Raw genomic sequence first — 24789 nt, 5'->3', positions numbered from 1 at the left:
GGCGTCCGCTGTAAACTTCAAAGCGGACGCCCATGAGGACACGCCCAGCCTACGCCGTCCGCAACACCGTCGCCGGCGGCTGCGACGGCCGGATCAGCGCGAACGCCACCTGCACGATGCCGCCGGCCAACCCCAGCGCGACGCCGATGCGCCAGGCCATGGTGTAGGAGCCGAGCGCGTCGTAGAGCACCCCGCCTCCGTAGGCGCCGAGGAAGCTGCCGATCTGGTGGCTCATGAAGGCGAGGCCTTGGATCATCGCCTGCCAGCGCAGGCCGAACATCTCGGCCACCGCGCCCGCGACCAGCGGTCCCACGCCCATCCACAAGAAGCCCATGATCGCGCCGAACAGCAGCGTCGAGGCAGGCGTTGCCGGCAGCATGAAATACCAGGCCAGCGCCAGCGAGCGCAGGACGTAGATGCCGCCGAGAAGCGCGAGCTTGTTCCAGCGCTGGCCAGCCCAGCCGAAGAACAGCGAGCCGAGCACGTTGAAGCCGCCGATCATGCCGAGCGTCTGCGCGCTCAGCATCGGATCGAGGCCGCAGATCGCGAGATAGGACGGCAGGTGCGTGGTGAGGAACACGAGCTGCATGCCGCAGACGAGATAGGCGCAGGTCATCACCACGAAGGACGCATTGCCGAAGGCGGTCTTCGCCGCGATCATGGCCGTGGCATCGACGATCTCGTCAGTCGCAGGCTTCGGCAGCGGGACCGCGTCAACGCGCCCGGCATACCAGGCCGCCGGGATCATCAGCACCGACATCACGACGAAGCCGGCGAGCCCGACGCGCCAGCCAAAGCCCTCGTTGAGCATCTGCCCGAGCGGCGCCGATAACAACGCGCCGAGCGAGCCCGCGCCGGAGACGATGCCGAGCACGGTGGAACGCACCATCGCGGGTACCGCGCGCGCCGCCACCGACATCGCGATCGCCGCCGCGGTGCAGGCGAGCGAAGTGCCGATCAGCACGCCGGCGCCGATCATGATGGCGACGAGACCGTTCGCGGTTGCCATCAGCACCAGGCCCGCGATGTACATGAACGAGCCTGCAATCATGATCGGACGGAAGCCGTAGCGCGTGGTCATCGCGCCGGCGAGCGGCTGGAGAAAGCCCCAGGCGAGGTTTTGCACGGCCAGCGCCAGCGTGAAGTCGGAGATCGACAGATGGATGTCGTGGGTCAGCGGCTGCATGAAGATGCCGAGGCTCTGCCGCAGCCCCATGCTCAGCGTCAGCATGATCGAGGCGCCGATCAGGATGGGCAATGTCGGGCGCAGGACCTGCAACAGGGGCATTTTCGTCTCCCTCACCGGCGCGGCGCGAGCGCCGTCGTCTGCAATATCGGTTGATTTTGGTTACACAGACCTGTGTACTTAGGCTATGGATAGCGTGCGCTGTCAAGCCAACAGGACATTCACCGCCGCATGGCTCCCCCGCCGGCCCCACAGACGATGAAAGAGCGGATCCTCGCGACCGCCGACAAGCTGTTCTATCTGCAGGGCATTCGCGCCATCGGCGTCGACACCATCGCGGCCGAGATCGGCATCTCCAAACGCACGCTCTACAACCACTTCCCCTCCAAGGACGCGCTGATCGCGGCCTATCTGGAGCGCCGCTTCGTGCAGCCCCGCCCCTCGGACAAGCCCGCGGCCGAGCAGATCCTCGCCACCTTCGATTCGCTGGAGCGCCGCTTCGCCGCAAAAGACTTTCGCGGCTGCCCGTTCGTGAATGCGGTCGCCGAACTTGGCCCAGCGGATCGCGCCGTGAAGAAGATCGCCATCGCCTTCAAGGAAAGCCGTCGCGTCTGGTTTCGCGACCGCCTCAACGAGCTCGGGGTTGCGAACGCGGAGGCGCTCGCAACCCAGCTCGTGCTGCTGGTCGACGGCTCCATCGCGCAGGACCTCGTCCGCGACGACCCCGCAATGGCGCGTGCCGCGAAGGAAGCGGCGACAGTGTTGCTGCGGAATGCCGGGGTGGATGTGGGAGATGAGGCTGCTGTGAAGCCAGGCAGGAGGCCGGCCCGGCATCCCTGACGCAGCTGAAAGATCAGAACCCGATCCGCCCGTCGCAAGAAGTCCGGATCGGAAAGCACGCACCGCAACATCCGTTTGCCGTGCTTCACCTTCGATCCCTTGAAGCGAGTGGACTGAAAGGAACCATCGTCATTTCGGCGTCGTTGACCTTCTTTACACCGGAGAAGGTCATGAACCGAAAATCGCTTCTTCTTACAGCCGCGCTGTCCTTCGCTGTTGCCGCTCCCGTCTTCGCCCAAGGCGGCGGCGGAGGTGGTGGTGGCGGAGGCGCGGGTGGCGCGGGTGGCGCGGCCGCGAGCGGCGGCGCCTCCGGATCATCCGCGAGCTCAGGCGCAGGTACTGGCACGTCTGGGGCCGCCAACGGAGGCCCCTCGGCGCCATCCGGCATGGGCACAAACGGAACTTCCACCGGCGCTCACACCAACAACTCTCCAACCAACCCGAACGTTCAGCCCCCCACGCCGAACGGGAATACCGCGAGCACACCGGCCGCACCGGCCAGCTCGGGCACGAGTGGCACCGCGTCCGGGTCGACACAGACGGGCACGCCAAACGGGACCGACAGGTCCGGCATCACGGCAACCAACGGTGCCAATAGCGACAACAAGGCTCAGATCAGCCCCGCGGAGCAAGCAAGGACGGGGATCAAGACGCTTCCACAGGATCAAACTCCAGGAGCCGTCAGTGCGCCGGGCGTTGGTGTCGGTCATGCGGCGAACGGCTTGCCGATCGGCACGCCCGGGTCGGGGACCAGCAACGTCGATCAGAAGTAACCCGGACTTTCTCCATCTCCACAGGGCCCGCTACGGCGGGCCTTTTCTGTGACGTCCCGAAGGGAGTGGAAGGCCTAGGGCTGCGGGAGCGAGACATGGGGTAAACTTGGCATCAAGCACCCCTGCCGATACACTGGTTTCTTTTTGGGGCGCGCCCATGATTAGATTTTCGTCGTTGCTGCCATTTTCACTTCTGATCATCTGTAGTCCGGCCGCGGCTGACGAGATGAAGATCCAATTCGCGTTTGCACCTCCCCGGCCCTGCACCACCGTCTTTCCAAATCCCGAAATCAAGATGAAAAGTGTTCCCCCCGGAACGCGCACGATCGTCGTCAGGTTTCGCAGAGAGAAGAACTACGAGATGGGCGGCCAGGAGATCCCATTCCCCTCAGATAACATCGTGAAGCCGGAGAGCTTACGAACCTGGGGCCCCTGCAATTCCGGCCTGTACACTTACGAGATCATCGCAAAGTCCAGCACGGGCGCGGCTCTGGCCAAGGCAGAATGGTCGGAGCCGTATCCTCCCTGACTTGAAGGGTGGACGCCCGCTTGTCCGGACGCGGCGTGCCGAATTCACCGCCGGAGCCTGTCATCGGGCTCGCCGAAGGCGAGACCCGGTGGCGGGGAATGACGGCTGAGTTCGTGGGGCGTTCGGGATGTTAGCAGCATGCTCCTGTTTTGCCCGACGAGTCAAACGGCGTTGGCGGCTGCAACAACCCGTTTTGCAGCTGACGTAAGCCATTGATCCGACTGGCGTCGGCTACTGTGCATGGGGTTGTTTTCGCGTTTTTTTTACGCCGCCTGTGCGAGCGGCCTCACGCCGCGTGCGAGACCACGCGATTGCGGCCGTCGTGCTTGGCGCGATAGAGCGCGGTGTCGGCGCGTTTGAGGACGTCGCCAACCGCCTCGCCCTTCTGCTCCAGCGTGGTCAGGCCGATCGAGATCGTGACCTCGATGCGCTTGGTGCCCTTGTGGATCGCAAAGGGCTCGCCGGCGATCGAGCGGCGCAGCCGCTCGGCGACCATGCCGGCGACGTGGAGATCGGTCTCCGGCATCACGATGACGAATTCCTCGCCGCCGTAGCGACAGGCAAGGTCGATGCCGCGGATCGACTTGCGGACCCGCACGGCAAATTCGCGCAGCACGTCGTCGCCGGCGTCGTGGCCGTAATTGTCGTTGATCGACTTGAAGTAGTCGATGTCCAGGATCATCAGCGCCAGCGGCTTGCCGCGGGTTGCGGCCTGCTCGGCCAGCGTCGCGAGATGGCTCTCCATGTAGCGGCGATTGTGCAGCCCGGTGAGCGCGTCCGTGATCGCCATCTCGATCGAGTTCTGCACGTTGTCGCGCAGATGGTCGGTGTAGCGGCGGCGCCGGATCTGGGTGCGGGCCCGCGCCAGCAGCTCGATCTTGTCGATGGGACGCAGCAGGTAGTCGTTGACGCCGATCTCGAGCCCACGCAGCAGCCGCGTCGAGTTCTCGGGGTCGGCGATCGCCAGGATCGGCACATGCCGCGTGCGCTCCAGCGAGCGCGCCTGGCTGCACAGCCGAAGCCCGTCGAAATTGTTGAGGTCGAGCGAGACGATCAGCAGATCGTAATTGCCCTCGGCGGCGTGGAACAGCGCCTCCGTCGGGTTCGGCTCGACATCGATGGTGTGCTCGGCGGCGAGGATCGTCGCCAGCCGCTCATAGGAAGACTGGCGGTCGTCGACCAGCAGAATGCGGCCGCCCTTGCCGGTGTCGGAGATTGCACTGCGCTCGGGTGCCTGCATGCCGATCTCGAGCGAGGTGATGGCGCGCATGCGCAGCTCGTCCGTCATCATCTTCAGCCGCGTCAGCGAGCGCACGCGCGCGATCAGCACGACATCGGAGACGGGTTTTGTCAGGAAATCGTCGGCGCCGGCCTCCAGCCCGCGGTTGCGGTCGGCCGGGCTGTCGAGCGCGGTGACCATCACGACGGGAATGTGATGCGTGGCCGGATCGGTCTTGAGGCGGCGGCAGACCTCGAAACCGTCGATGTCCGGCATCATGACGTCGAGCAGGATGATGTCGCATTCGGCGCGGGCGCAGATCGCCAGCGCCTCGGTGCCGTTGGCGGCGGTCATCACGTCGAAATATTCGGCGGACAGGCGGGCTTCAAGCAGCTTGACGTTGGCAGGGACGTCGTCGACGACGAGAATACGCGCGGACACTGTGAACTCACTTCCTATCCGATGAAACGTCGGACCGTCTCAATGAATTTGCCGACCGAGATCGGCTTGGACAAATAGGCCTCGCAGCCGCCCTCGCGGATGCGCTCTTCGTCGCCCTTCATCGCGAACGCCGTGACGGCGACGACGGGAATGCTGCGCAGCTCCGGATCGTCCTTGATCCAGCGCGTCACCTCCAGGCCGGAGACCTGCGGCAATTGGATATCCATCAGCACGAGGTCGGGCCGCATCTTGCGAACGAGGTCGAGCGCCTCGTAGCCGTTGCTGGTGCCGGTGGTCTGGTAGCCGTGCGCCTCCAACAGGTCGCGGAAGAGCTTCATGTTGAGCTCGTTGTCTTCCACGATCAGGACGGTCTTAGCCATCCCGCCCTCCTGATTGGTCCGCAGACCGATGCATGTGACGCCTCAGGCGCCGGTCGCCGGCGCTTCGAAAACTGGATTCAAACTAGCCTCGAATTCGCTTGAGTTTCGTTAAACCCGAGGGCCGACTTTCTGCGATGTGGTTTCCAGTTGCTTGTCGGGGGTCGCAAGACTTGGGCAAGAGACTTGGGAACGAGACTCGGGCATGGTGACCCCAAAGTAGACACCGAAAGTTAACGGAAAGGCAAACCGGCCACGTGAAAAAGCCTGTTCACAACCCGCGCGAAGTCGCTGAAATCGTTGCGCTTCAGGCGCTGTCTTTCGTCGCGGGCGAGCCGGAGCGGCTGGGCCTGTTCCTGGCCGAGACAGGGGTCGGGCCGGAGATGCTGCGCAATGCCGCCTCGGACCCCAATTTCCTGCTCAGCGTGCTCGATTTCGTGATGCGCGACGACGCCACCGTGAAGGCCTTTGCCAGCACTGCGGAACTGCATCCGACCAACGTTGCCGCAGCGCGGCAGGTTCTCGGCGATGCGCTCGGCGACTTCAATTGGGAGCGCGACGTGCCGTGACCTCCCTGGAGACGGCCGGACCCCGCTGCTTCTGCCGGGATTGTTCGGCCGATCTGGATATGGGGGTGCGGCGCTGTTCCGCGTGCGGTTCCCCCCGCCTCGCCCGCCACCGTGCGCTCGCAAGCCTGACCATCGCCCATATCGACTGCGACGCCTTCTACGCGACCGTCGAGAAGCGCGACAATCCCGACATCGCCGACAAGCCCGTCATCATCGGCGGGGGCAAGCGCGGCGTGGTGTCGGCCGCCTGCTACATCGCGCGCACCTATGGCGTGCGCTCGGCCATGCCGATGTACAAGGCGCTGGAAGCCTGCCCGCATGCCGCCGTGATCCCGCCGGACATGGCGAAATATGTCCGGGTTGGGCGCGAGGTGCGCCAGGCCATGCAGGCGCTGACGCCGCTGGTCGAGCCGCTCTCGATCGACGAGGCTTTCCTCGACCTCTCCGGCACCGAGCGTGTACACGGCATGATCCCGGCCAAGGTGCTGGCGCGGTTCGCACGCAACATCGAGCGCGACATCGGCATCAGCGTCTCGGTCGGCCTCTCCTGCAACAAGTTCCTGGCGAAGATCGCCTCCGACCTCGACAAGCCGCGCGGGTTTGCCGCGCTCGACCAGGAGGAAGCGCGCGAGATGCTGGCCGACAAGCCGGTCGGTTTCATTTTCGGCGTTGGACCCGCAACGCAGGAGCGTCTAGTGCAGCGCGGCTTCCGCATCATCGCCGACCTGCAGAAGGCCGACGAGATCGAGATGATGCGGCAGTTTCCGAGCGACGGCCGCAGGCTGTGGCGGCTCGCGCGCGGCATCGACGACCGCCGCGTCGAGCCTGATCGGGACGCCAAGACGATTTCGAGCGAAACGACGTTCGAGACCGACATCCGCGACTTCGCGACGCTGGAGAAGATCCTGTGGCGGCTGTGCGAGAAGACGTCGTCTCGCCTCAAGAGCAGCGAGCTCGCCGGCTTGACCGTCACGCTGAAGCTGAAGACCGCCGATTTCCGCCAGCGCACGCGCTCGCAGTCGATCATGGCCCCGACGCAGCTTGCCGCAAAGATCTTTTCGATCTGCCGCGAGATGCTGGCGAAAGAGATCGACGGCACCGCCTTTCGCCTGATGGGCGCCGGCGTCAGCGCCCTGCGCGACGGCTCGGTTGCCGACGACACCGACATGCTCGACCGCCGTGCCGCCCACGCCGAGCGCGCGGTGGACAGCTTGCGCAAGAAATTCGGCAGCGCCGCAGTGATCCGCGGCATCGCCTACGAGGGGCCGGAAAAGGCGCAGGAGTGATGACAGGCGAACGCGATCTCGACGCGCTGCTGAAACACATGAAGCCGGAGATGCGGCCGGGCATTTTCGTGTTCTGCACGATCCCGACAGACCAGTCGATCCCCGCGGCGCTCAGCCCTTTGCTGACGTTCCGCGAGCAGGAAGGAACGACGCTCGTGATCACTCGCGAACAGGCCGAAGCGGCGGGACTACGCTACGCGTTTGCATCGTGCCTGATCACCCTGACGGTTCACTCCGCACTCGATGCGGTGGGCTTTCTGGCCGCAATCACAGCACGCCTCGCCACAGCCGGCATCAGCGTGAACGCCGTTTCGGCGTTCCACCACGATCATCTGTTTGTGCCGGCTGACAGGGCGGACGACGCGATGGTTCTTCTGCAAAAGATGTCCAAGGCTACGCGCTCGTAGCCCGGACTACGCTTCGCTCCATCCGGGCTACGGGAAAGATCTCAATCCGCGACCGCCACCGCCTCGATCTCGATCATCCATTCCGGCGCGGCGAGCGCCGAGACGCCGACCAGCGTGCTCGCCGGCGGCTCCATGCCTTCGAAAAAGGCCGAGCGGGCCTTGCCGATGATCGGGCGCAGCTCCGGCTTGTAGTTCACGACGAAGGTCGTGATCTTCACGATGTTGGCGTAGCTCGCGCCGGCTGCTTTCAGCGCGTGCCCGAGATTCTGCATCACCTGTGTGGTCTGCGCGGCGATGTCGCCCTCGCCGACGATCCGTCCCTCCTCGTCCACCGACACCTGGCCGGAGATGTAGATCGTCCGCACCCCCGTGGCGGTGACGACATGCGAATAGGCGGGATTGTGATGCAGGCCGCTGGGGCGGAGATGATCGAGCTTGGGCATGGTGAGCCTCCCGGATGTTTGTGGTTGGGAGGAGCGTAGCCAGAGACCGCGTTGCAGGCCAGCCCTCAATTGCAGGGCTTGCTGTCCTTCGCGTCGAACTTTCCCATCGCGCCCGAAATCACAAAATCGTTGTAATCGAGCACAAGCTGGCGCGAGACGCCGTTCTCGTAGAGCTCGAACGCCATCGCGTAGACCGGCGTCTGCTCGCCTTCCTTCTGCTGGGCCTCGCGGTCGAAATAGCTGACGGTGACGGGCCAGCGCTTGAGCGACTTCATGTGCTCGTCTGACGTCGACGGATCGGGCGAACCTTCGCGTTCGGCCGGGATCGGCTGGCCGATCACGGTCAGCGTGTTGTAGACCTTCTGGCCATCGTCGGAGCCGTCATAGACCGAGAGCTCGAGCAGCGACTTGCCGTCTTTCGCGGCGGCAATGATGCGCTGGATCTGTTCGGTCGGGAATACGATCTTGCCGTCGAGCGTAAAGCTCTTCGGTGCCGGCAGCTTCAGCTTGACATTGATGTGGTCGCCGTCGCGCTCCGCCGAACCGTCGACCCGGCCGGCGTCAGCCTCGTTCATCCGCGTCTCGATTTTGAAGCGGTAGCTTTTACCGCCAGCGTCCTCCCAGGAATTGGAGCGGAGGTCGCTGAGCGTGACCTTACCCTCGCCGCTGTCGAGCTCGGAGACCTGGCGGAATTCGGAGGTGTAGCCCTCGCACGAACTTCCCGTGAAATTGTAGAGGATGCGGCCGCGCGCACTGTTGATCGAGTTGGAGCGCGATTTCACCAGGCTCAAATCATAGAGCGCCTGATGCGCGAGGAACGGACCGTTCGCGGCCAGCGCCCCGCCTCCGGGGCCGAGAGCGGCCGCCGCGAGCGCCGTCACACCGAGCGAAGTCCGGAAAAGGTGCAGCATGTCTGGTCCCTTGGGGAAAGCGCAGATTCGACATTTTAATGAACGTTCCATTGCGTCGCAACTGAGGCCGTTTCACGTAAAGTTGCGGCCTTTGCGTTGAACCTCCTGCCCTGCCTCAACAAAATCCCGCCCCGAGGGTTGCTTGCATGTGGCGGCACGATGGGCGAAACAGGTCCCGCCCCGGGCTGCATCGGATGCGCCGGGGCTGATGGATTTTTGGACAACGAGGTCGGACATGGCGGGAACGGTCGAGCAGAAGCTGGCGGAACAAGGCATCAAGCTGCACGAGGCCCCCACCCCCGTGGCCAATTACGTGCCGTTCGTGCGCACCGGTAATCTGCTGTTCGTCTCGGGCCAGGTCTGCTTCGATCCCGCCGGCAAGCTGATCGCCAAGGGCAAGCTCGGCGCCGGCGTGACCATCGAAGACGGCGCCGCCGCCGCCCGCGGCTGCGCCGTCAACCTGCTTTCCCAGGTCAAGGCGGCGCTCGGCGACCTCGACAAGGTCGTGCGCGTGGTGCGCCTCGGCGGCTTCATCAACTCGGCGCCGGACTTTCTGGACGGGCCGAAGGTCCTCAATGGCGCCTCCGACCTGATGGTCGCCGCCTTCGGTGACAAGGGCCGTCATGCCCGCACCACCGTCGGCGTCGCCTCCCTGCCCGCGGATGCGGCGGTCGAGGTCGAAGGCGTGTTCGAGGTCGCCTGAGGCGAATGCGCGCTCCTGATTGGCTGAAAGCCCGCCCGGTCGCCCATCGCGGCCTGCACGACATTTCCCGCGGCATCGTCGAGAACATGCCGGGCGCGGTGCAGGCTGCGATTGCGGGCAATTTCTCGATCGAGGTCGACATCCAGCTCTCCGCCGACGGCGAGGCCATGGTGCATCACGACCATGCGCTCGGCCGCCTTACCGAGGCCACCGGCCCGCTGGTCGAGAAAACCGCCACTGAACTGAAGGCGCTCACGTTCAAGGACACGGCCGAGCGGATGATGTCGCTCAGCGACCTCTGCGGCTTGGTCGCCGGCCGCGTGCCGTTGGTGATCGAGATCAAGAGCCATTTTGACGGCGACCGCAAGCTGGTGACGCGGATGGCCGAGGTGCTGGCGTCCTATGACGGCCCCGCCGTCGGAATGTCCTTCGACCCGGACCAGGTGCTGGCGCTGCGCGAGCTGCTGCCCTCCCGTCCCCGCGGCATCGTCGCGCAGCGGAGCTATCAGGACGACTACTGGGCCTACCTGAACCAGGAGCAGCGCGATAGCATGCTGTACCTGCGCCACGGCTTCCAGACCCAGCCGCACTTCGTCGCCTTCAGGGTCGACGACCTGCCCGCCCCGGCCCCCTGGATGGCCCGCAATTTGTTCGGCTGCGCTCTGCTCGGGTGGACCGTGCGTACGACCGAGCAGCGGACGCGGGTCGCGCAACATGCGGACCAGATGATCTTCGAGGGCTTCGTGCCGTAGGCTTGATGTTTCCCACTCTTGAAGTCGCTGCTGCAATGCACGATCTTGGGCACGATGGCACCATCCGAAATCACCCTTGAGGCCGTACCTTCCATTGGCGAAGTATCGCCGGACGACTGGGATGCCTGCGCCAATCCCGGCAAGTCTTGCAACGGGCATGACAAGGGAACCTCATCCGGGCTTCCAGGCGATTCTCTCGGCCTCTCAAAGCCTGCTTATAACCCCTTCGTCTCCCACGCGTTTTTATCGGCCGTTGAGAAATCGGGTTCGGCCACGATCCGCACCGGCTGGGGACCGCGGCATCTCGTGGCTAAGATCGACGGCCGCGTCGCCGGTGTCGTGCCCTGCTACCTGAAATCGCACTCGCAAGGCGAATATGTCTTCGACCGCGGCTGGGCCGATGCCTATGAGCGCGCCGGCGGGCGCTACTATCCGAAGCTGCAGGTTTCGGTTCCCTTCACGCCGGCCACGGGACCGCGGCTGCTGGTCCGCGACGGCGTCGACCACGCGCGTATCACGGAGGCACTGGCGAGCGGGCTGGTGGCGCTGTGCGGCGTCAGCAAGGCTTCCTCGGTCCACGTCACCTTCGCCCGCGAGGCGGAGTGGAAGCTGCTGGCCGAGCACGGCTTCCTCCAGCGCACCGACCAGCAGTTCCATTGGCACAACGAGGGTTTTGCGAGTTTCGACGATTTCCTTGCGACGCTGAACTCCCGTCACCGCAAATCGATCAAGCGCGAGCGGCGCGATGCACTGGCTGCCGGGATCACCATCCACTGCCTCACGGGCAAGGACATCACCGAAGATGCCTGGGACGCCTTCTTTCAATTCTACATGGAGACCGGCTCACGCAAATGGGGCCGGCCTTATCTGACGCGGGAATTCTTTTCGCTGATCGGCGAGACCATGAGCGATGACGTGCTGCTGGTGATGGCGCGCCGCAACGATCGCTGGATCGCGGGCGCGATCAACTTCATCGGATCGGACACGCTGTTCGGCCGCAACTGGGGTGCGGTAGAGCATCATCCCTTCCTGCATTTCGAGGTCTGCTACTATCAGGCGATCGACTTCGCCATCAAACGCAGCCTGGCGAATGTCGAGGCGGGCGCGCAGGGCGAGCACAAGATCGCACGCGGCTACCTGCCACGGACCACCCACTCCGCTCACTTCATCGCCGATCCGGGCTTGCGCCGCGCCATCGACGATTACCTCAAGCGCGAGCGCGCCTATGTCGCGGAAGCCGGACGTGAGCTGGCCGAGCTCGGCCCGTTCCGCAAAGGCGCCGACGAGGTGCCTTGACGGTTCGCTGCGGCTGGTGACAGTAATCGCAAAATTCCAGGGAGCCGCCGCCATGACCGCCTACGACCCCAACAATATCTTCGCAAAGATCCTGCGCGGTGAATTCTCCTGCCACAAGGTCTACGAGGATGAGCACGTGCTCGCCTTCCTCGATATCATGCCGCGGGTACCTGGCCACACCCTGGTGATTCCAAAAGCCCCTGCCCGCAACATCCTCGACATCAAGCCGGACGACTACGCGCATGTCGCCCGCGGCGCGCACAAGATCGCAGCCGCGGCGATGACGGCATTCAAGGCCGACGGCATCACCGTGCAGCAGTTCAACGAGGCGGCCGGCGGACAGGTGGTGTTTCATCTCCACATGCACGTGATGCCGCGCCACGACGGCGTGGCGATGCTTCCGCCCGCCAGCCGCAAGGAAGACGTCAAGGTGCTGGAAGAGAACGCGACCAAGTTGATCGCGGCGTTGAAAGCGGGCTGACGCTCTCCACGCGTCATTGCGAGCGCAGCGAAGCAATCCAGACTGTGTCCGTGGTGGCGGTCTGGATTGCTTCGTCGCAAGAGCTCCTCGCAATGACGGAGGAGAGACTTCACTCCGTCTGGAAATCCCCCGGCTGCGGCGCGGCCAGCGGCGTGAACTCGCAACGATCCGGCTTGATGTCGATCAGTGGCGTGTTGTCGAGGCAATCGAGCCCGCGCACCAGAATCGCGTTGCCCTCGATACCGACGAGCTTCACTATCGAGGTGCCGATCGGATTGGGGCGCACCGGCGAGCGCAGCGAAAACGTGCCGCGGGTCTTCTCGTTGTTCTTCGGGCTTTGCAGGACAATGTCGCGGCGCGACTTGTCGAGCCAGTAGAGCACTTCGAGATTGCCGTAGAAATCGACGCCCTTGATCGCCGGCACGAACGGCTCGAAGATCTCGAGGCGGCATATCGGGCCGTCATGCCGGCCCTGTCGCGGGGTCTCCAGCCGCGAGCTCCAGGGCGTGCGGATGCGGCCGATGAAGACGAGGCCGGCATCCTGCGTCGGCGGCAGCTCGATGGAGACTTCACCCTCGCGCAGCTCGTTTTCGCGAACCATATTTCCAATTCCCTGCTGTTCGCCGGCGGTTTTAGCCCAACCACCACTTGCCGGCCAGCATGAAGACTTCGCCCGCGACTACGCCCGCGAAGATCGAGCGGCGGGTCAATAGGAAGACGACGAGGCCGGCGCCGACCGCACCGTAGCGCAAGGCATCCGGCACGCTCGCAAGCGCCCCGGGCGGCTCGACCACGATCTGGGCGATGACGCCGGCCAGGATCGCGGTGGCGACCGCCCGTACCCAGACCAGAAGCTCGGAGCCCTCGTCGATGCCGCCGCCGAACCACAGGCCCAGCATGCGCCATATCTGGTTGGGAACGACGCCGGCCACGAACAGCACCGCCAGCGCGTGCCAGTCGCCAATGAGCTGCGCAAAGCTCATGCGCGCACCTCCCGCCACCAATGCACGCCATAGGCGATGGTGCCCGCCACGAGGCCGCTGACGAGGATGTCGAGGCCGGAATTCATCTTCGCGGCCAATGGATAGAGCAGAACCCCCATCGCGAGCGCGACGACGTCGGCGACCTCGCGGCTGTTGCGCGCGGTCGAGAACAGGAAGGACAGCGGCGTCAGCAAAAGGATCGCCGCCCCAAGCGTCTGGGTCAGATTCGCGGCAAGGAAATAGCCGACCGTGTTGGCGGTGAGACACACCGAGACAAGTCCGAAGCCAAGTCCGTTGACGAATGCGATCCGGCGTTCACGCGGCACCTGCGGCAGGAAGCGATGGCATTCGACCCACAGTGTCACCGCGGTGAGATGCGCCGCGAAAAACAGCTCGCGCCGCTTCGTCGTCGGCGTGCGCATCAGCGGCAGCACCGAGACCACCATCGGAAACAGGCGGACGGCGCTGACCGTGACTGCGATCGCCGACTGGATGATCGTCGCGCCTGAGCCGAGCGTGGTGATCAGGATGATCTGCGCCGGCCCCGCCCAGACGAACAGTGTCGAGCAGAGCGCCCATAGCAGGCTAAAATGGGTGTCGTGGGCGAGCGCGCCAATGCCGAGATAGGTCGCGAACAGGACGAGGGTGAGGATCGTCTGCGTGATCGAGCGCAGTCCCCACGCAAAGGCGCGCCAGGGACTTTGCCATTGAGGTGAATCGAGCGGAGGAAGCGCCACGGGAGTCTTGGCCGGGTGAGGAATCGTGCCTGCATAACGGGCAATGCGGCGCCTCGCGTCAAGGAAGCGCGCGGCGGGGCTGGCATGCACGCTGGGACAGATGCCCTATCCGCTCACACCGCGATTCTTCAGAACGAAGCATGCCCCGCCAGCCTTGCGGATGCGGCCGCAGAGTTCATCCGCCTCGCTCCGCGTATCGGCGCCGATGCGCACCTGGTAGAAGGCGCGCGTGCCACGGCTGCGCATCACTGAGCTCAGCAGGCTCGGATCACGTTCGCCGATCACGGCGCCCAGCCGCGTGACCGCGCGGGAATACATCGCCAACGCCCGGTTGCGGTCGAAGCCCGCGGCGAGCTGCACACCCCAGATCTTTGCAGCCGCAAGCTCCACATGCTGCTCGAGCTCGGCGACGAAAGCATTCGGCGCGCGCTTCAACAGCGCCATCAGATCGCGGCAGCTTGTCGGCGGCGCGCTCGGCGGCCCCTTGCCGGTCGCGCCTGCCTTGGCCCAGGCATCGACGCTCGTGCCAGTGATGGCAAGAACGTAATTGCGGGTCTGCTCCGGCATGCCGCCGGTGCCGGCGAGCCATTCCTGCACCCGGCGCGGCCCGGCATTGTAGGCGGCCGCCGCCAGGCCGAGATTGCCGAACTGGTTGCGCAGCTCGTTCAGGAATTCGGCCGACTTCGGCAGCGCCTGCACCGGATTGAAGGGATTGAGCAGCCCGCGCTCGCTCGCGGTGCCCGGCATGAACTGCGCGATCCCCTGCGCGTGTTCCCCGCTGCGCGTCATGGGCCCCACCGCATCGGCCTGGAAGCGGCTCTCCTGCCAGATCACGCGGGCGAAGAACTCCAGCGGCAGATTGGCATCGCGCGCTGCGGCCTCGACGATCAGGCAGATCGATTCCCGCGTGTCGCTCTCGCGCGCATCCGCGGGCTTCGCCGGCGGCGTCGCGAGCTCTTCGACGCTGGGGACGGCGACATCGGTCTTGGCGGGCGAACTGTCCCATGCCGCGGCCTGGGTCGCCGAGACGAGCAGCGCGGGGATGATGCACATCGCCATCTGCACCCATCCTGTGCAGGCATGGCGGTGGCGCACCTCGGCGCGGCATGCGACAGTATGATCTGCCATGTTGTGGCATCGTGCCATGGTTCGACGAGTTGCCAATATATGCTGCCTGACCTGCTTCTCCCAATGCGTTACCCCGCCAAACGGATCCGCGCGATCCTTGTCCTCGCCGCGCTCATCCTGAGCGTCGCGCCAGCCGCCGCGCAGGTGGCGTCTCAGGACGCGTCTCAAGTCAATTGGCGGATGACCACGGAATACCCCGAGAATAACATCTCCGGGATTGGACTCTCGACTTTCGCCAGCCGCGTCTCCGACCGTACCCACGGTTTCGTGACCGTGACCAACGCCTTCGACAACCAGCTCAAGATCAACTCGGGCGAGATGCCGCGCGCGGCGCTGGACGGCCGGATCGCGGGCGGCGATGCCTTCGCGGGCGCGCTCTCGGGCCTCGATCCCGTGCTCGGATTGTCCACCCTGCCCTTCCTGGTGCAATCGGTGGATCTTGCCCGCGCCACCAATCTGCAGGCGCGCCCGCTCTATGAGAAGGCGCTCGCGGCGCGCGGCCTCAAGCTGCTGTATGTGACGATTTGGCCGGCCACGGGCCTCTGGTCGGAGCGGCCGCTCGAAGGCGCCGACGATTTGCCGAAACTGAACTTGCGAACCTACGATGCCAACTCCACCGAGGTCATGCGCGCGGCCGGCGCGAACGCGCAATTCCTGCCGATGGACGCGGCGCTTGCCGGACTGAGGGAACACCGGCTGAATGCCTTCCTCACCTCCGGCGACGGCGGCGCGGGGCGCAAATTGTGGGATTTCCTGCCGCATTTCACGGCCATCAACTACGCGATGCCAATCTCGATTGCCTTCGTCCGCAGCGACGCCTTTGCCGAACTCTCCGAGCCGATGCAGCGCGAGGTGCTGGCCGCGGCGGCCGAGACAGAACAGAGCCAGCTCGCGCTACTGACCCACCGCACCATCGAGAACTATGCGCGCATGCGCGACAATGGCGTCCATATCGCCGAGCCGGCGCCTGCGTTCCTTGTCACGGAGCTTCGGAAGGCAGCAACGAACGCCATCGGCGCCTGGGAAACCCGGGCAGGCGCGGAGGCGACCGCCATCGTCGAATGGGCGAGACAGCAATGAGGGAGCGCTAGCGGCATCAGCAATGAACGCTCCGCTGGTGTCGCTGCCTACTGCCTTAGTTTTTGACCGGAACCGGGATTTCGCCCCGGATGGCGCGGTCGAGGGCATCGATCAGCGCCTGGATCTCGATGAACTTGTTGCGCGCGCGCTCGGCCGTGTCGCGCACAAAGGGAGCGGCCAGCACTTTCGCATGCGCGTCCCTGTCCTCGATCATGCGATCACGGGCCTTCTTCAGGGTTTCAAGTCGCTCGCTCATCCGGCCTCTCCTGGAAAATTGTCTCGATCTCTCGTCCGGGTTCGCCGATCAACGAGAACGCGGCGAACGAGCACCTCTCAACAGCCGCGACAGATGTTCTTCAGCTTCGCTGCGGTTCTGGCCTCTTCCGCCACGAACGGGTCCTTGTAGGCAGCACGCGATCCATCGTTCTCCGCAGCAGCGGGCTTTTTTTCCTTCGGAGGAAACGCAGCATCGTAGCAGGCGAGACGTCCGCTCGTGCTTTCGATCGCGCGGCAGTCCGGTCCTGCCGCGACAGCGCCTTGCGGCAGTGTCCCAAGTATCAATGTGCCAAGCATCGACGCGACAAGAAGCGCTCTCCGGCGGATCCGGTAAACCAGACGAATACGAGTCATGCACGCTCCTGCTTAGTCGGCGGGAGCGCTGGTGACCCTCAGTCACCGGTTGATGCCAAGGAAGAGCGGTGATGGCACGACTCTACGCTTCCCTCCCGTGAATAGCGAGCTTTAAGGGATACGCGGTATCGGGAAGGCGAATTTCGGCGTGACAATGGTTGGGCGTTTGCCTTGGTCCGCGGCCTCGTTTAGGTCTGGCATGGACGGCGGTATCAACACAGGCGCGGCAACATGGTGACAATCTATTTCGATCTCGACGGCACGCTGACCGACCCGAAGCCCGGGATCACGCGCTCGATCCAGTACGCCCTGGAGCGACTGAACGTCGCGGTGCCGAGCGAGGACGAGCTGACCTGGTGCATCGGCCCGCCGCTGCATGCCAGCCTGCAAAAGCTCACGGGAAGCGCGGAACTCGCGGACCGGGCGCTGCTGCTCTATCGCGAGCGCTTCAGCGATGTCGGCCTGTTCGAGAACGAAGCCTATGCCGGCATCGTGGACACGCTGACAACGCTTGCCGCGACGGCACCGCGCATGTTCGTGGCGACCAGCAAGCCCGCGGTCTACGCCACCCGTATCGTCGAGCATTTTGGCCTGAAACCGTATTTCGAGCGCGTGTTCGGCTCCGAGCTCGACGGCACGCGCGTCGACAAACGTGACCTGCTGCGCTACGCGCTCGACGAAGCGAAGGTCGATCCCGCCAGCGCGATCATGATCGGCGACCGCAGCCATGACGTGGTCGGCGCCCGCACCAACGGCATGACTGCGATCGGCGTGCTCTATGGCTACGGCAGCGAGGCTGAGCTGCGGGACGCTGGCGCGCATCACATCTGCGCCGCGCATCCCGAGCTGCTCGGTCACTGCGTGATCTAATCGATCAAGCGCTGACGGTCTCCACCGCCGCCAGCATGCCGGTCCTGGGGTGACAGTTCAGATATTCGAAGAACTGCTCGTCGGCAGCCGCCACGGTGACCTCGTGGTAGAGCCGCAGTTTTGCCGAGGGGCCGAGCGTCGAGAGGTACTTCATCGCTGCGCCGAATATCCTGACGTGGGTCGGATGCGATTCCGCCCACCGCTCCAGCGCAGCCAGGCTCTTCCACCAGCTTTGACCATAGGACTTTTCACTCGCGTCCCCGCCGGCTGCAAGCACGCGCATGTAAACCATTGGCGTAGCAGCCGATGCCGAGGCCGTCATCGCGCAGGAAATCCATGCCCTCGCGCAACACCGGTTCGACGTCGTCGAGATAGAGCTTTCGCTCCGAGGTCTCGGTATCGCTCCAATCCTGGCCTGATCGGATCAGGCACAGATTGTCGTGCGCCTGCACGCGCAGCCGCGCGCCGTCGCGGATCAATTCGGGATTGCCGCCCGGCAACATTGGATCGGTCTGCGACAGCGGGATGCGGTCGCGCATGCCGCCCCAATAGGCGTGCTCCTGCACCTCGCCGCTCATGCCGCCGGCAATAGCGGCGACGCCCTCCGGCCGGCCGAGCGAGGAAAATAGCGTCTCGTGCCGCGCCACCGTGGGGCGCAGCACCTCGATGAAAGTGCCGATGCCCCCGCGCTGCGTTCCGGTCCAGGCCTCGCGCGCCGGTGCAAACCATTTGTCGAACCGCGCAATGTCGTCCCAATAGGCCACCGAGACGACGTTCTCGTAGCCGGCCTGATCAACATATTGCGCGCGGTCCCAATGCGAAGGACCGCCTTTCGCGGCAAACCGCGCCGCGATGTCGGCGAGCGCGTCCGTTGCAGCCGCCGACGCCGTGCCGCGATACTGAAGGCCGAAATAGGCCATCACGACCCGGTTCACTCCAGGCTTATAGCGCGCCACGAAGGACGGGTATGGCGGCTGGTAATCGTCCGGCACGCGCTTGTGGCGCGTGCGTGGGGTCTCGAGATGCAGAGGAATTGCGGATTCCATGATCGTGCCTCCCCTTGATTCCGGCGATCAGCTCGCCGCCGCGGCAATGTCCGTGGGCTCGACGGTGTCGACCGGCAGCGCAAACTGCTCGACGCGCTGGTATCGCTTCTTGTTGAGCAGGAGCCGCGTCACATCAGGGCGCGAATAGTGCCCGGCTGGATCAGCGGCGTTCTTGGCGACACCGATGGCGCCAAGATCGATCTCGGCAATCAAGAGGCCCTCCTGGTCCGGCGCGAGCTTGTCGCCGATCTGGCTGCCATCGGGGCCGTAGATCGCAGCGAAGCCACCGCCGGCATGCAGCAGCGCGTGCTTGTCCGGCCGATCACAGAGCTCGTCGATCATCGCTTGCGAGACCGTCGCGCAAGGGGCGAGCACGAAGCAGGAGCCCTCCACGGCATAGACGCGCGAGGCGGCGTTATTCACCTCGGCGCCGAGCGCCGGCGCGAAGGGATCGTAGAGCGAAAAGCTCGGCCAGGCCGCGACATGGACCTGCTCGTTCTGGGCATACATCGCGTATTTCGACAGCGGCTGGAGATGCTCCCAGCAGCACAATGCGCCGATGCGGCCGATGTCGGACCGCGCGTGCACGGCGAGATCGCTGCCGTCGCCCTCACCATAGACGGTGCGCTCGGCATGGGTCGGCCGCAGCTTGCGGCGCTTTGCGATGGTCTCGCCGTCCGGCCCGATCAGCCATTGCGCCAGATAGAGACTGCCGCCGTCGCGCTCGGACAGACCGAGCACGGCAGTGAGCTTGGCCTTGCGCACGGCATCACGCAGCCGCTCGGCCTGCGGACTGTCGTAGGACAGCGAATTGTCGAAATAGCGCTGCACGAAGCCGCGGCCGATCGCCCAGGCCGGCGAATCCATCCAGATGTGCCAGGGGTAGCCGGGGATGAAGGCTTCCGGAAAGGCGATCAGCTTGGCGCCCTTCTCGGCGGCGTCCCTGATCAGGGCGATCGACTTGTCGATCGAGGCATCGAGATCGAGCCAGGCGGGCGCCGCCTGCACCACCGCGACCTTGTATTTCGGATGTTCGATGCCCATTCCCACCTCCCTTGCCGGTTGATCGGAAGCCAGGTCCGATGCAGTCTATTTGACCAAGCCGGGCGGCGGGCGCTCGACCACGGCGGAACAAAAACTCGACCGGACGGAATCGCCGGCCCGGTACAGGATTTGCCTCCGTCAGTGGGGACCTGCGCCGACACGCAATTTTGCGGGATGTGAAAGGGAGGCTCTGCAGATGCCAATCCAGTTCACCACGGACGACAGCCCAGGCCACCGCCGCCTTGCGCTCTGGCAGGATATCGTCTGCGACGTTTTCGTCGGACTCGACTGCAAGTCCGATCTTGGCAGCGCCTTTCGCGGCTCGGTCACCCGGGCGCCACTGGGCAAGGCGGAATGCTCCGAGGTCTGCTCCGACCGTCAGCACGTGTTGCGCACGCCCTCGCGCATCGCGCGCTCGGGTCAGGATTTCATCCTGATCGCGCTCGGCAATCGCGGCGCCGGCGCTGTGGTGCAGGACGGCCGCGAGGCCGTGGTGCATCCGGGAGAATTTGCGCTCTATGACACCACCCGTCCCTACGAGCTGAAATTCGACGGCATCTTCACGCAGACCATCTTCAAGGTGCCGCGCGAGATGCTGCAGCGCCGGCTCGGCGCGACCGAAACCCTTACTGCCAGCGCTTTCGGACCAGACTCGCCGCTGCAGCGGATCGCCTACGATTTCATCTACCGGCTCTGCCAGAGTGCGGATCAGATCGATCCGCACCACGCCGCCGCTCTGTCGGAACAGGCCGTCGATGTCCTGGCGATGGCACTTGGCGAGCGGCTGGGCAAGACGCCGCTGCCGTCCTCGACCCATCGCTCCGCCCTGCTCTACCGGCTGAAGGCGCATATCCGGGCTCATCTTGCCGATCCCGACCTCTCGCTGTCCGAGACCGCAGCGGCGCTCGGCATCTCGTCCCGCTACGTCAACGATCTCCTCGCCGACGAGGACACCTCGTTCCAGCGCTACGTCCTCGGTGAGCGCCTCGCTCAATGCAGGCGCGACCTCGCCTCCCCCGTGCTCACTCACCGCCACATCAGCGAGATCGCCTTCGCCTGGGGCTTCAACGACCTTTCGCATTTCGGCCGCGTCTTCCGCGAGCATTTCGGGATGTCACCGCGCGACTTCAGGCAGAGCCAGTCGCGGCATTGACGTCCGGGCAGCCATTGGCCCGAGCCTTCGCTTCAGGCGAAGGCCATGCTCGTGAATTCCAGATTGTCAGGTGCTGCCGCCGGGATCAGGCTCTGCACATGAAAACCAACGCCCCGATAAGCGGATCGGAGGTCTTGCTCGGCGTGATCGTGATCCGGCTCGCGGTGCTGGTCGCGGTGGGCTGGGGCCTGACGCTCCTGCCGCAGCAGGCGCGCGAGAGCGAGGTCGCCTGCCTTCAATCGCCACTAGCGAGGAGCGCGGCTCGGCTTCCCGCGACGACGGTCGGTCCGCGCGTGATTGACGCAGCATTCGATGACATGCGTCTGCACGACTAGGCCTCCCCCAAGCAAGGCCGGTATGTGAGCGCGGCGTAGGACACGGCACGTGCTTGCACTACCATCCGGCACAGAGGTCGCGGGGATCAATCAGCGGCCAGCCGAGGAGCAAGTCGATGGAATACCGACGCTTGGGCCGCTCGGGCCTCATGGTGCCCGCCTTGAGTCTTGGGACCGGCACCTTCGGCGGCGTTGGCCGCCTCGCTGCGTGGGGCGCGACTGACGCGACCGAAGCGCGGCGCCTTCTGGATATCTGCCTCGATGCCGGCGTGTCGATGTTCGACACCGCGAACGTCTATTCGCTCGGCGAGTCCGAGCGCGTTCTTGGCGAGGCCATCAAGGGCCGCCGCGACAAGGTTTTGGTCTCGACCAAGGCGACGTTCCGCTTCGGCGACGGCCCCAATGACATCGGGTCGTCGCGCCAGCATCTGCTCGCGGCCATCGATGCTTCGCTGAGCCGGCTCGGTACCGACTACATCGACCTGTTCCAGCTTCACGGCTTCGATGCCTTCACCCCGCCTGAAGAGGTGCTTAGCACTCTCGATGTGCTCGTGCGTGCCGGCAAGATCCGCTACGTCGGCGTGTCGAATTTTTCGGGCTGGCACCTGATGAAATCGCTTGGCGTTGCCGACAAACATGGCTTCCCGCGCTACGTCGCCAACCAGACCTACTATTCACTGATCGGGCGCGACTACGAATGGGAGCTGATGCCGCTCGGCCTCGACCAAGGGCTCGGCGCATTGGTCTGGTCGCCGCTCGGATGGGGGCGCCTCACCGGAAAGATCCGCCGCGGCCAGCCAAAGCCTGACGTAAGCCGCTTGCCCAAGACGGCTGAGTTCGGCCCGCCCGTGCCGGACGAGCACGTCTATCGCGTCGTCGAGGCAATCGACGAGGTCGCCAAGGAAACCGGCAAGAGCGTCTCGCAGATCGCGCTGAACTGGCTGCTGCAGCGTCCGACCGTTTCGACGCTGATCATCGGCGCGCGCAACGAGACGCAGCTGCGCGAAAATCTCGGCGCGGTCGGCTGGTCATTGACCAAGGACCAGATCGCAAAGCTCGATGCGGCGAGCAAGGTGACGCTGCCCTATCCCTACTGGCACCAGCGCACGACTTTCACCGACCGCAATCCGCCGGCGGTGTAACGGCCGGGCGCGCCGGCGCAATCCGGCTTGAGCTGCATCAAGTCGGACCGCGGCGACAGTGGCATCGTGCGCACCCTTGAGGCAGCCCGATGCGCCGATTTGCCATGAAGGCCCTGTTCACGGCTCTCAATCTCAACCGCGCCGAGCGGAGCGGAATCGATTGGGACCGCACCATCCGGATTGTCTCGACCGCGGTGACGGTTGGGCTCGTCGCGCTCTATGTGTTCGGGAAGTCGACCTCGCGCTGGTGAGCCCGCGAACGCCGTTCCGACCCATGCCCGCGGTGCCGGGAGACCCGCTCCCGGCGCAGGAACCGCCCGTGTCCTGCCGGGTTGCGATGCATCTCGCAATTTCCTAATCCGGAGACGAACCACGGCTCGAATCAAGCACGCCGCCCTCATGTCGCCAGCCCCCATGGAGCACGCCGACGGCCTGCCGCAGCCGCAGCGGGGCCAGGCGGTCCTGACCATTGCGCTGGGCATCATCATGGCAGTGGTCGACAGCGCCATCGCCAACGTCGCGCTGCCGACGATCGCGGCCGACCTCGACGCGAGCCCGGCGTTCTCGATCTGGATCGTCAACGGCTACCAGCTCGCGATCACGATCTCGCTGCTGCCGCTGGCTTCGCTCGGCGAGATCGTCGGTTATCGCCGCGTCTATCTGGTCGGGCTGGTGCTGTTCACGCTTGCCTCCGCATTCTGCGCGCTGGCGCACACGCTGCCGCTGCTCACGATTGCACGCATCGTGCAGGGCTTCGGCGCGGCCGGAATCATGAGCGTCAACGCAGCGCTGGTGCGTTTCACTTACCCCCGCAGCCAGCTCGGCCGCGGCATCGGGCTCAACGCTCTCGTCGTCGCCTTCTCGGCCGCGGTCGGCCCGACGCTCGCAGCCGGTATCCTGGCGTTCGGCAACTGGCCCTGGCTGTTCGCCATCAACGTCCCGCTCGGCGTGGTGACATTGGTGCTGGGCCTGCGCAGCCTGCCGCACACCAGGCCTGCGAGCCATTCCTTCGACTGGCAGAGCGCGGGGCTGTCCGCGATCACCTTCGGTGTCGGCATCGCGGCCGTCGATAGCGTCGGTCATGGCGAAGCGGCGATCACCTGCCTCGTGCAGTTCGCCGTAGCGCTCGTCGCCGGCGCATTGCTGATTTACCGCGAGACCCACATGGCCTCGCCGCTGCTGCCGATCGACCTATTGCGTATCCCGGTGTTCGCGCTGTCGATTGCAACCTCGATCGCCTCGTTCTGCGGGCAGATGCTGGCCTTCGTTGCGATCCCCTTCTACCTCCAGAGCCGCTTCGGCTATTCGGCGGTCCATATGGGCCTCTTGATCACGCCATGGCCGATCGCGGTGGCGTTCGCAGCCCCCCTCGCCGGCCGCCTGGTCGAGCATTATCCGGCCGGCCTGCTCGGCGGCATCGGCCTCACGCTGTTCGCCTGCGGCCTCGCTGCGCTCGCTTTGCTGCCGGCGGCGCCCACGCCGCTCGACGTGATCTGGCGAATGGCGCTGGCCGGCGCCGGCTTCGGCCTGTTCCAGACCCCCAACAACCGCACCATGATCGCAGCCGCCCCGCGCGAGCGTGCCGGCGGCGCCAGCGGCATGCTGGGCACGGCGCGACTGCTTGGGCAGACCACCGGCGCAGCGCTGGTCGCGCTGTTCCTCGGCCGCTATCCGATCGAGGGAACCAGGATCGCGTTGCTGACAGGCGTCGGCTTTGCGCTCTGCGGCGCGGCGCTGAGCATGTTGCGGCTGTCGCCCGCGGGCGCGCGCGGCGCCGAGCATGTTCGGGTGCAGGACGACCAGCGCCTGCGCGGCGAATAGCGCGTGACCATTTGGGAAGGCCGATTTCGGCTGGGTCCGCCCCTCCTCACATCTTCACCATCTCGGTGCGATATTTCGGCAGCAGTGCTGCGATCAGCTTGCCTTTCTCGGCCATCTCTTCCGGAGTCGGCTTCGGCGGTGGCGACGTGCGGCCTTCGACGGGAAAGCCAACCGCCAGGAAGAATTCGTCCTGTCCCGCTGGCGTGCACATGCAGAGCATACGGGCCATCTTGCCGGACACGTTCTTGAACGCGTGCGGCGCATTGGCCGGAACGTTGACGGTCGACCCCGCACTTACGGTGTGGGACTTACCGCGAAAGGTGAATTCAAGTTCGCCTTCGAGCAGCGTGAACATTTCCTCGAAATCGTGGCGGTGCGGCGGGGGCCCGCCGCCGGCGGGCACCAGCATGTCGACCAGGCAATAGCGTCCTGCGGTCTGCGCGCCTGACACCAGGACCGTGTAGGTGCCGCCGGCCACAGAGATATGCGGCACGTCAGCGCCGTCGGGATCGGCGACCGTCAGGGCGCGTGCGGGATCGTCGGCGGGGATCGAGGAAGCTGACGACGGGTTTGCAGAAGGCGTGTCGGTCATATCGGATCTTCTTGC

At 65.2% G+C, this 24789-nt stretch carries 30 protein-coding genes and 1 pseudogene; 16 read left to right on the top strand and 15 right to left on the bottom strand.

What is annotated here, in order from left to right; genetic code table 11:
• Positions 1 to 49 precede the first annotated feature (49 nt).
• Positions 50 to 1288 (bottom strand): MFS transporter, encoded by a 1239-nt coding sequence (locus IVB48_RS02300; RefSeq protein WP_247397092.1) that lies wholly within the window; start codon positions 1286 to 1288, stop codon positions 50 to 52.
• A gap of 129 nt (positions 1289 to 1417) precedes the next feature.
• Here IVB48_RS02300 and IVB48_RS02295 point away from each other — a divergent pair, with 129 nt between their 5' ends.
• Complete coding sequence (locus IVB48_RS02295; protein WP_346658961.1) at positions 1418 to 2026, top strand: TetR/AcrR family transcriptional regulator; 609 nt, start codon at positions 1418 to 1420, stop codon at positions 2024 to 2026.
• A 448-nt stretch (positions 2027 to 2474) separates the two neighbouring features.
• Here IVB48_RS02295 and IVB48_RS02290 read toward each other — a convergent pair whose 3' ends face one another.
• Positions 2475 to 2633: a hypothetical protein gene (locus tag IVB48_RS02290; RefSeq protein WP_247397086.1), complete on the bottom strand. Its 159-nt coding sequence runs from the start codon at positions 2631 to 2633 to the stop codon at positions 2475 to 2477.
• A gap of 461 nt (positions 2634 to 3094) precedes the next feature.
• On the opposite strand from IVB48_RS02290, the gene IVB48_RS02285 reads away from it, so the two are divergent.
• Positions 3095 to 3328, top strand: coding sequence for a hypothetical protein (locus IVB48_RS02285; protein WP_245287767.1), 234 nt, complete (start codon positions 3095 to 3097; stop codon positions 3326 to 3328).
• A gap of 286 nt (positions 3329 to 3614) precedes the next feature.
• Here the strand turns inward: IVB48_RS02285 and IVB48_RS02280 are convergent, their stop codons facing one another.
• A complete protein-coding gene (locus IVB48_RS02280; protein ID WP_027567334.1) occupies positions 3615 to 4988 on the bottom strand; it encodes a PleD family two-component system response regulator in 1374 nt (457 codons plus the stop codon).
• 14 nt (positions 4989 to 5002) lie between these two features.
• On the bottom strand, positions 5003 to 5368 hold the full coding sequence (locus tag IVB48_RS02275) for a response regulator (RefSeq protein WP_007603272.1): 366 nt from the start codon (positions 5366 to 5368) through the stop codon (positions 5003 to 5005).
• Between the two features lie 254 nt (positions 5369 to 5622).
• On the opposite strand from IVB48_RS02275, the gene IVB48_RS02270 reads away from it, so the two are divergent.
• The 3 genes from IVB48_RS02270 to IVB48_RS02260 are packed head-to-tail and all read left to right on the top strand — an operon-like array spanning position 5623 to position 7627.
• The gene (locus IVB48_RS02270; protein ID WP_247286843.1) at positions 5623 to 5934 is read left to right on the top strand and encodes a DUF3572 domain-containing protein; all 312 of its coding nucleotides are present in this window, start codon (positions 5623 to 5625) and stop codon (positions 5932 to 5934) included.
• Positions 5931 to 7220, top strand: coding sequence for a DNA polymerase IV (locus IVB48_RS02265; protein ID WP_247397083.1), 1290 nt, complete (start codon positions 5931 to 5933; stop codon positions 7218 to 7220). Before IVB48_RS02270 ends, IVB48_RS02265 begins: the two co-directional genes overlap by 4 nt.
• Entirely contained in the window at positions 7220 to 7627 is a 408-nt protein-coding gene (locus tag IVB48_RS02260; protein ID WP_027567337.1) for an ACT domain-containing protein, read from the top strand. Before IVB48_RS02265 ends, IVB48_RS02260 begins: the two co-directional genes overlap by 1 nt.
• 41 nt (positions 7628 to 7668) lie before the next feature.
• On the opposite strand, the gene IVB48_RS02255 is transcribed toward IVB48_RS02260, so the two are convergent.
• Together IVB48_RS02255 and IVB48_RS02250 are read right to left on the bottom strand one after the other, a co-directional pair.
• Positions 7669 to 8070 carry a RidA family protein gene (locus IVB48_RS02255; RefSeq protein ID WP_027567338.1) on the bottom strand — a complete coding sequence of 134 codons (402 nt, stop codon included), beginning with the start codon at positions 8068 to 8070 and terminating at the stop codon, positions 7669 to 7671.
• Positions 8071 to 8135: 65 nt separating this feature from the next.
• Complete coding sequence (locus IVB48_RS02250; protein WP_007611285.1) at positions 8136 to 8981, bottom strand: cell envelope integrity EipB family protein; 846 nt, start codon at positions 8979 to 8981, stop codon at positions 8136 to 8138.
• A 235-nt stretch (positions 8982 to 9216) separates the two neighbouring features.
• Here IVB48_RS02250 and IVB48_RS02245 point away from each other — a divergent pair, with 235 nt between their 5' ends.
• From IVB48_RS02245 to IVB48_RS02230, 4 genes are read left to right on the top strand one after another with little or no spacing between them, the layout of a single operon-like run.
• Positions 9217 to 9684 carry a RidA family protein gene (locus IVB48_RS02245; protein WP_247397080.1) on the top strand — a complete coding sequence of 156 codons (468 nt, stop codon included), beginning with the start codon at positions 9217 to 9219 and terminating at the stop codon, positions 9682 to 9684.
• Between the two features lie 5 nt (positions 9685 to 9689).
• Positions 9690 to 10436 carry a glycerophosphodiester phosphodiesterase gene (locus IVB48_RS02240; protein ID WP_247397076.1) on the top strand — a complete coding sequence of 249 codons (747 nt, stop codon included), beginning with the start codon at positions 9690 to 9692 and terminating at the stop codon, positions 10434 to 10436.
• 54 nt (positions 10437 to 10490) lie between these two features.
• Positions 10491 to 11732, top strand: a complete 1242-nt coding sequence (locus IVB48_RS02235) for a GNAT family N-acetyltransferase (RefSeq protein ID WP_247397073.1) — start codon at positions 10491 to 10493, stop codon at positions 11730 to 11732.
• 52 nt (positions 11733 to 11784) lie between these two features.
• The gene (locus IVB48_RS02230; RefSeq protein ID WP_027518417.1) at positions 11785 to 12213 is read left to right on the top strand and encodes an HIT family protein; all 429 of its coding nucleotides are present in this window, start codon (positions 11785 to 11787) and stop codon (positions 12211 to 12213) included.
• Positions 12214 to 12322: 109 nt separating this feature from the next.
• Here the strand turns inward: IVB48_RS02230 and tsaA are convergent, their stop codons facing one another.
• The 4 genes from tsaA to IVB48_RS02210 all read right to left on the bottom strand — a co-directional run bounded on the left by tsaA (position 12323) and on the right by IVB48_RS02210 (position 14992).
• Positions 12323 to 12814, bottom strand: coding sequence for a tRNA (N6-threonylcarbamoyladenosine(37)-N6)-methyltransferase TrmO (gene tsaA, locus IVB48_RS02225; RefSeq protein ID WP_247361675.1), 492 nt, complete (start codon positions 12812 to 12814; stop codon positions 12323 to 12325).
• A gap of 31 nt (positions 12815 to 12845) precedes the next feature.
• Complete coding sequence (locus IVB48_RS02220; RefSeq protein WP_007603256.1) at positions 12846 to 13196, bottom strand: AzlD domain-containing protein; 351 nt, start codon at positions 13194 to 13196, stop codon at positions 12846 to 12848.
• On the bottom strand, positions 13193 to 13933 hold the full coding sequence (locus tag IVB48_RS02215; RefSeq protein WP_027567343.1) for an AzlC family ABC transporter permease: 741 nt from the start codon (positions 13931 to 13933) through the stop codon (positions 13193 to 13195). Before IVB48_RS02215 ends, IVB48_RS02220 begins: the two co-directional genes overlap by 4 nt.
• 105 nt (positions 13934 to 14038) lie before the next feature.
• Complete coding sequence (locus tag IVB48_RS02210; protein ID WP_247287426.1) at positions 14039 to 14992, bottom strand: transglycosylase SLT domain-containing protein; 954 nt, start codon at positions 14990 to 14992, stop codon at positions 14039 to 14041.
• Positions 14993 to 15100: 108 nt separating this feature from the next.
• Between IVB48_RS02210 and IVB48_RS02205 the strand changes: the two genes are divergently transcribed.
• A complete protein-coding gene (locus tag IVB48_RS02205) occupies positions 15101 to 16141 on the top strand; it encodes a TRAP transporter substrate-binding protein (protein ID WP_247397070.1) in 1041 nt (346 codons plus the stop codon).
• A gap of 55 nt (positions 16142 to 16196) precedes the next feature.
• On the opposite strand, the gene IVB48_RS02200 is transcribed toward IVB48_RS02205, so the two are convergent.
• Together IVB48_RS02200 and IVB48_RS02195 are read right to left on the bottom strand one after the other, a co-directional pair.
• On the bottom strand, positions 16197 to 16397 hold the full coding sequence (locus IVB48_RS02200; RefSeq protein ID WP_106944186.1) for a hypothetical protein: 201 nt from the start codon (positions 16395 to 16397) through the stop codon (positions 16197 to 16199).
• Between the two features lie 77 nt (positions 16398 to 16474).
• Positions 16475 to 16771 (bottom strand): type VI secretion protein, encoded by a 297-nt coding sequence (locus IVB48_RS02195; RefSeq protein ID WP_247397067.1) that lies wholly within the window; start codon positions 16769 to 16771, stop codon positions 16475 to 16477.
• A gap of 231 nt (positions 16772 to 17002) precedes the next feature.
• On the opposite strand from IVB48_RS02195, the gene IVB48_RS02190 reads away from it, so the two are divergent.
• Positions 17003 to 17641, top strand: coding sequence for an HAD family hydrolase (locus IVB48_RS02190; RefSeq protein WP_247397064.1), 639 nt, complete (start codon positions 17003 to 17005; stop codon positions 17639 to 17641).
• Between the two features lie 4 nt (positions 17642 to 17645).
• Here IVB48_RS02190 and IVB48_RS02185 read toward each other — a convergent pair.
• A pseudogene (locus IVB48_RS02185) lies at positions 17646 to 18687 on the bottom strand (phenylacetaldoxime dehydratase family protein).
• 27 nt (positions 18688 to 18714) lie between these two features.
• On the bottom strand, positions 18715 to 19731 hold the full coding sequence (locus tag IVB48_RS02180) for a carbon-nitrogen hydrolase family protein (RefSeq protein WP_247286861.1): 1017 nt from the start codon (positions 19729 to 19731) through the stop codon (positions 18715 to 18717).
• A 196-nt stretch (positions 19732 to 19927) separates the two neighbouring features.
• Here IVB48_RS02180 and IVB48_RS02175 point away from each other — a divergent pair, with 196 nt between their 5' ends.
• From IVB48_RS02175 to IVB48_RS02155, 5 genes are all read left to right on the top strand, one after another.
• The gene (locus IVB48_RS02175; protein ID WP_247397062.1) at positions 19928 to 20884 is read left to right on the top strand and encodes a helix-turn-helix domain-containing protein; all 957 of its coding nucleotides are present in this window, start codon (positions 19928 to 19930) and stop codon (positions 20882 to 20884) included.
• A gap of 98 nt (positions 20885 to 20982) precedes the next feature.
• Positions 20983 to 21219: a hypothetical protein gene (locus tag IVB48_RS02170; protein WP_247397059.1), complete on the top strand. Its 237-nt coding sequence runs from the start codon at positions 20983 to 20985 to the stop codon at positions 21217 to 21219.
• A gap of 116 nt (positions 21220 to 21335) precedes the next feature.
• Positions 21336 to 22361: an aldo/keto reductase gene (locus tag IVB48_RS02165; protein WP_247397056.1), complete on the top strand. Its 1026-nt coding sequence runs from the start codon at positions 21336 to 21338 to the stop codon at positions 22359 to 22361.
• Positions 22362 to 22450: 89 nt separating this feature from the next.
• The gene (locus IVB48_RS02160; protein ID WP_197031132.1) at positions 22451 to 22612 is read left to right on the top strand and encodes a hypothetical protein; all 162 of its coding nucleotides are present in this window, start codon (positions 22451 to 22453) and stop codon (positions 22610 to 22612) included.
• A 148-nt stretch (positions 22613 to 22760) separates the two neighbouring features.
• Positions 22761 to 24182 carry an MFS transporter gene (locus IVB48_RS02155; RefSeq protein WP_247397054.1) on the top strand — a complete coding sequence of 474 codons (1422 nt, stop codon included), beginning with the start codon at positions 22761 to 22763 and terminating at the stop codon, positions 24180 to 24182.
• 46 nt (positions 24183 to 24228) lie between these two features.
• On the opposite strand, the gene IVB48_RS02150 is transcribed toward IVB48_RS02155, so the two are convergent.
• Positions 24229 to 24774, bottom strand: coding sequence for a cupin domain-containing protein (locus IVB48_RS02150; RefSeq protein WP_247397052.1), 546 nt, complete (start codon positions 24772 to 24774; stop codon positions 24229 to 24231).
• Between the last annotated feature and the right edge of the window lie 15 nt (positions 24775 to 24789).

It is taken from the genome of Bradyrhizobium sp. 76 (genome assembly GCF_023073025.1).
In the GTDB taxonomy this organism is placed as follows: Bacteria; Pseudomonadota; Alphaproteobacteria; order Rhizobiales; family Xanthobacteraceae; genus Bradyrhizobium.
The sequence above is the reverse complement of the archived record's forward strand: the minus strand, read 5'-3'. Positions and strand labels throughout refer to the sequence as shown.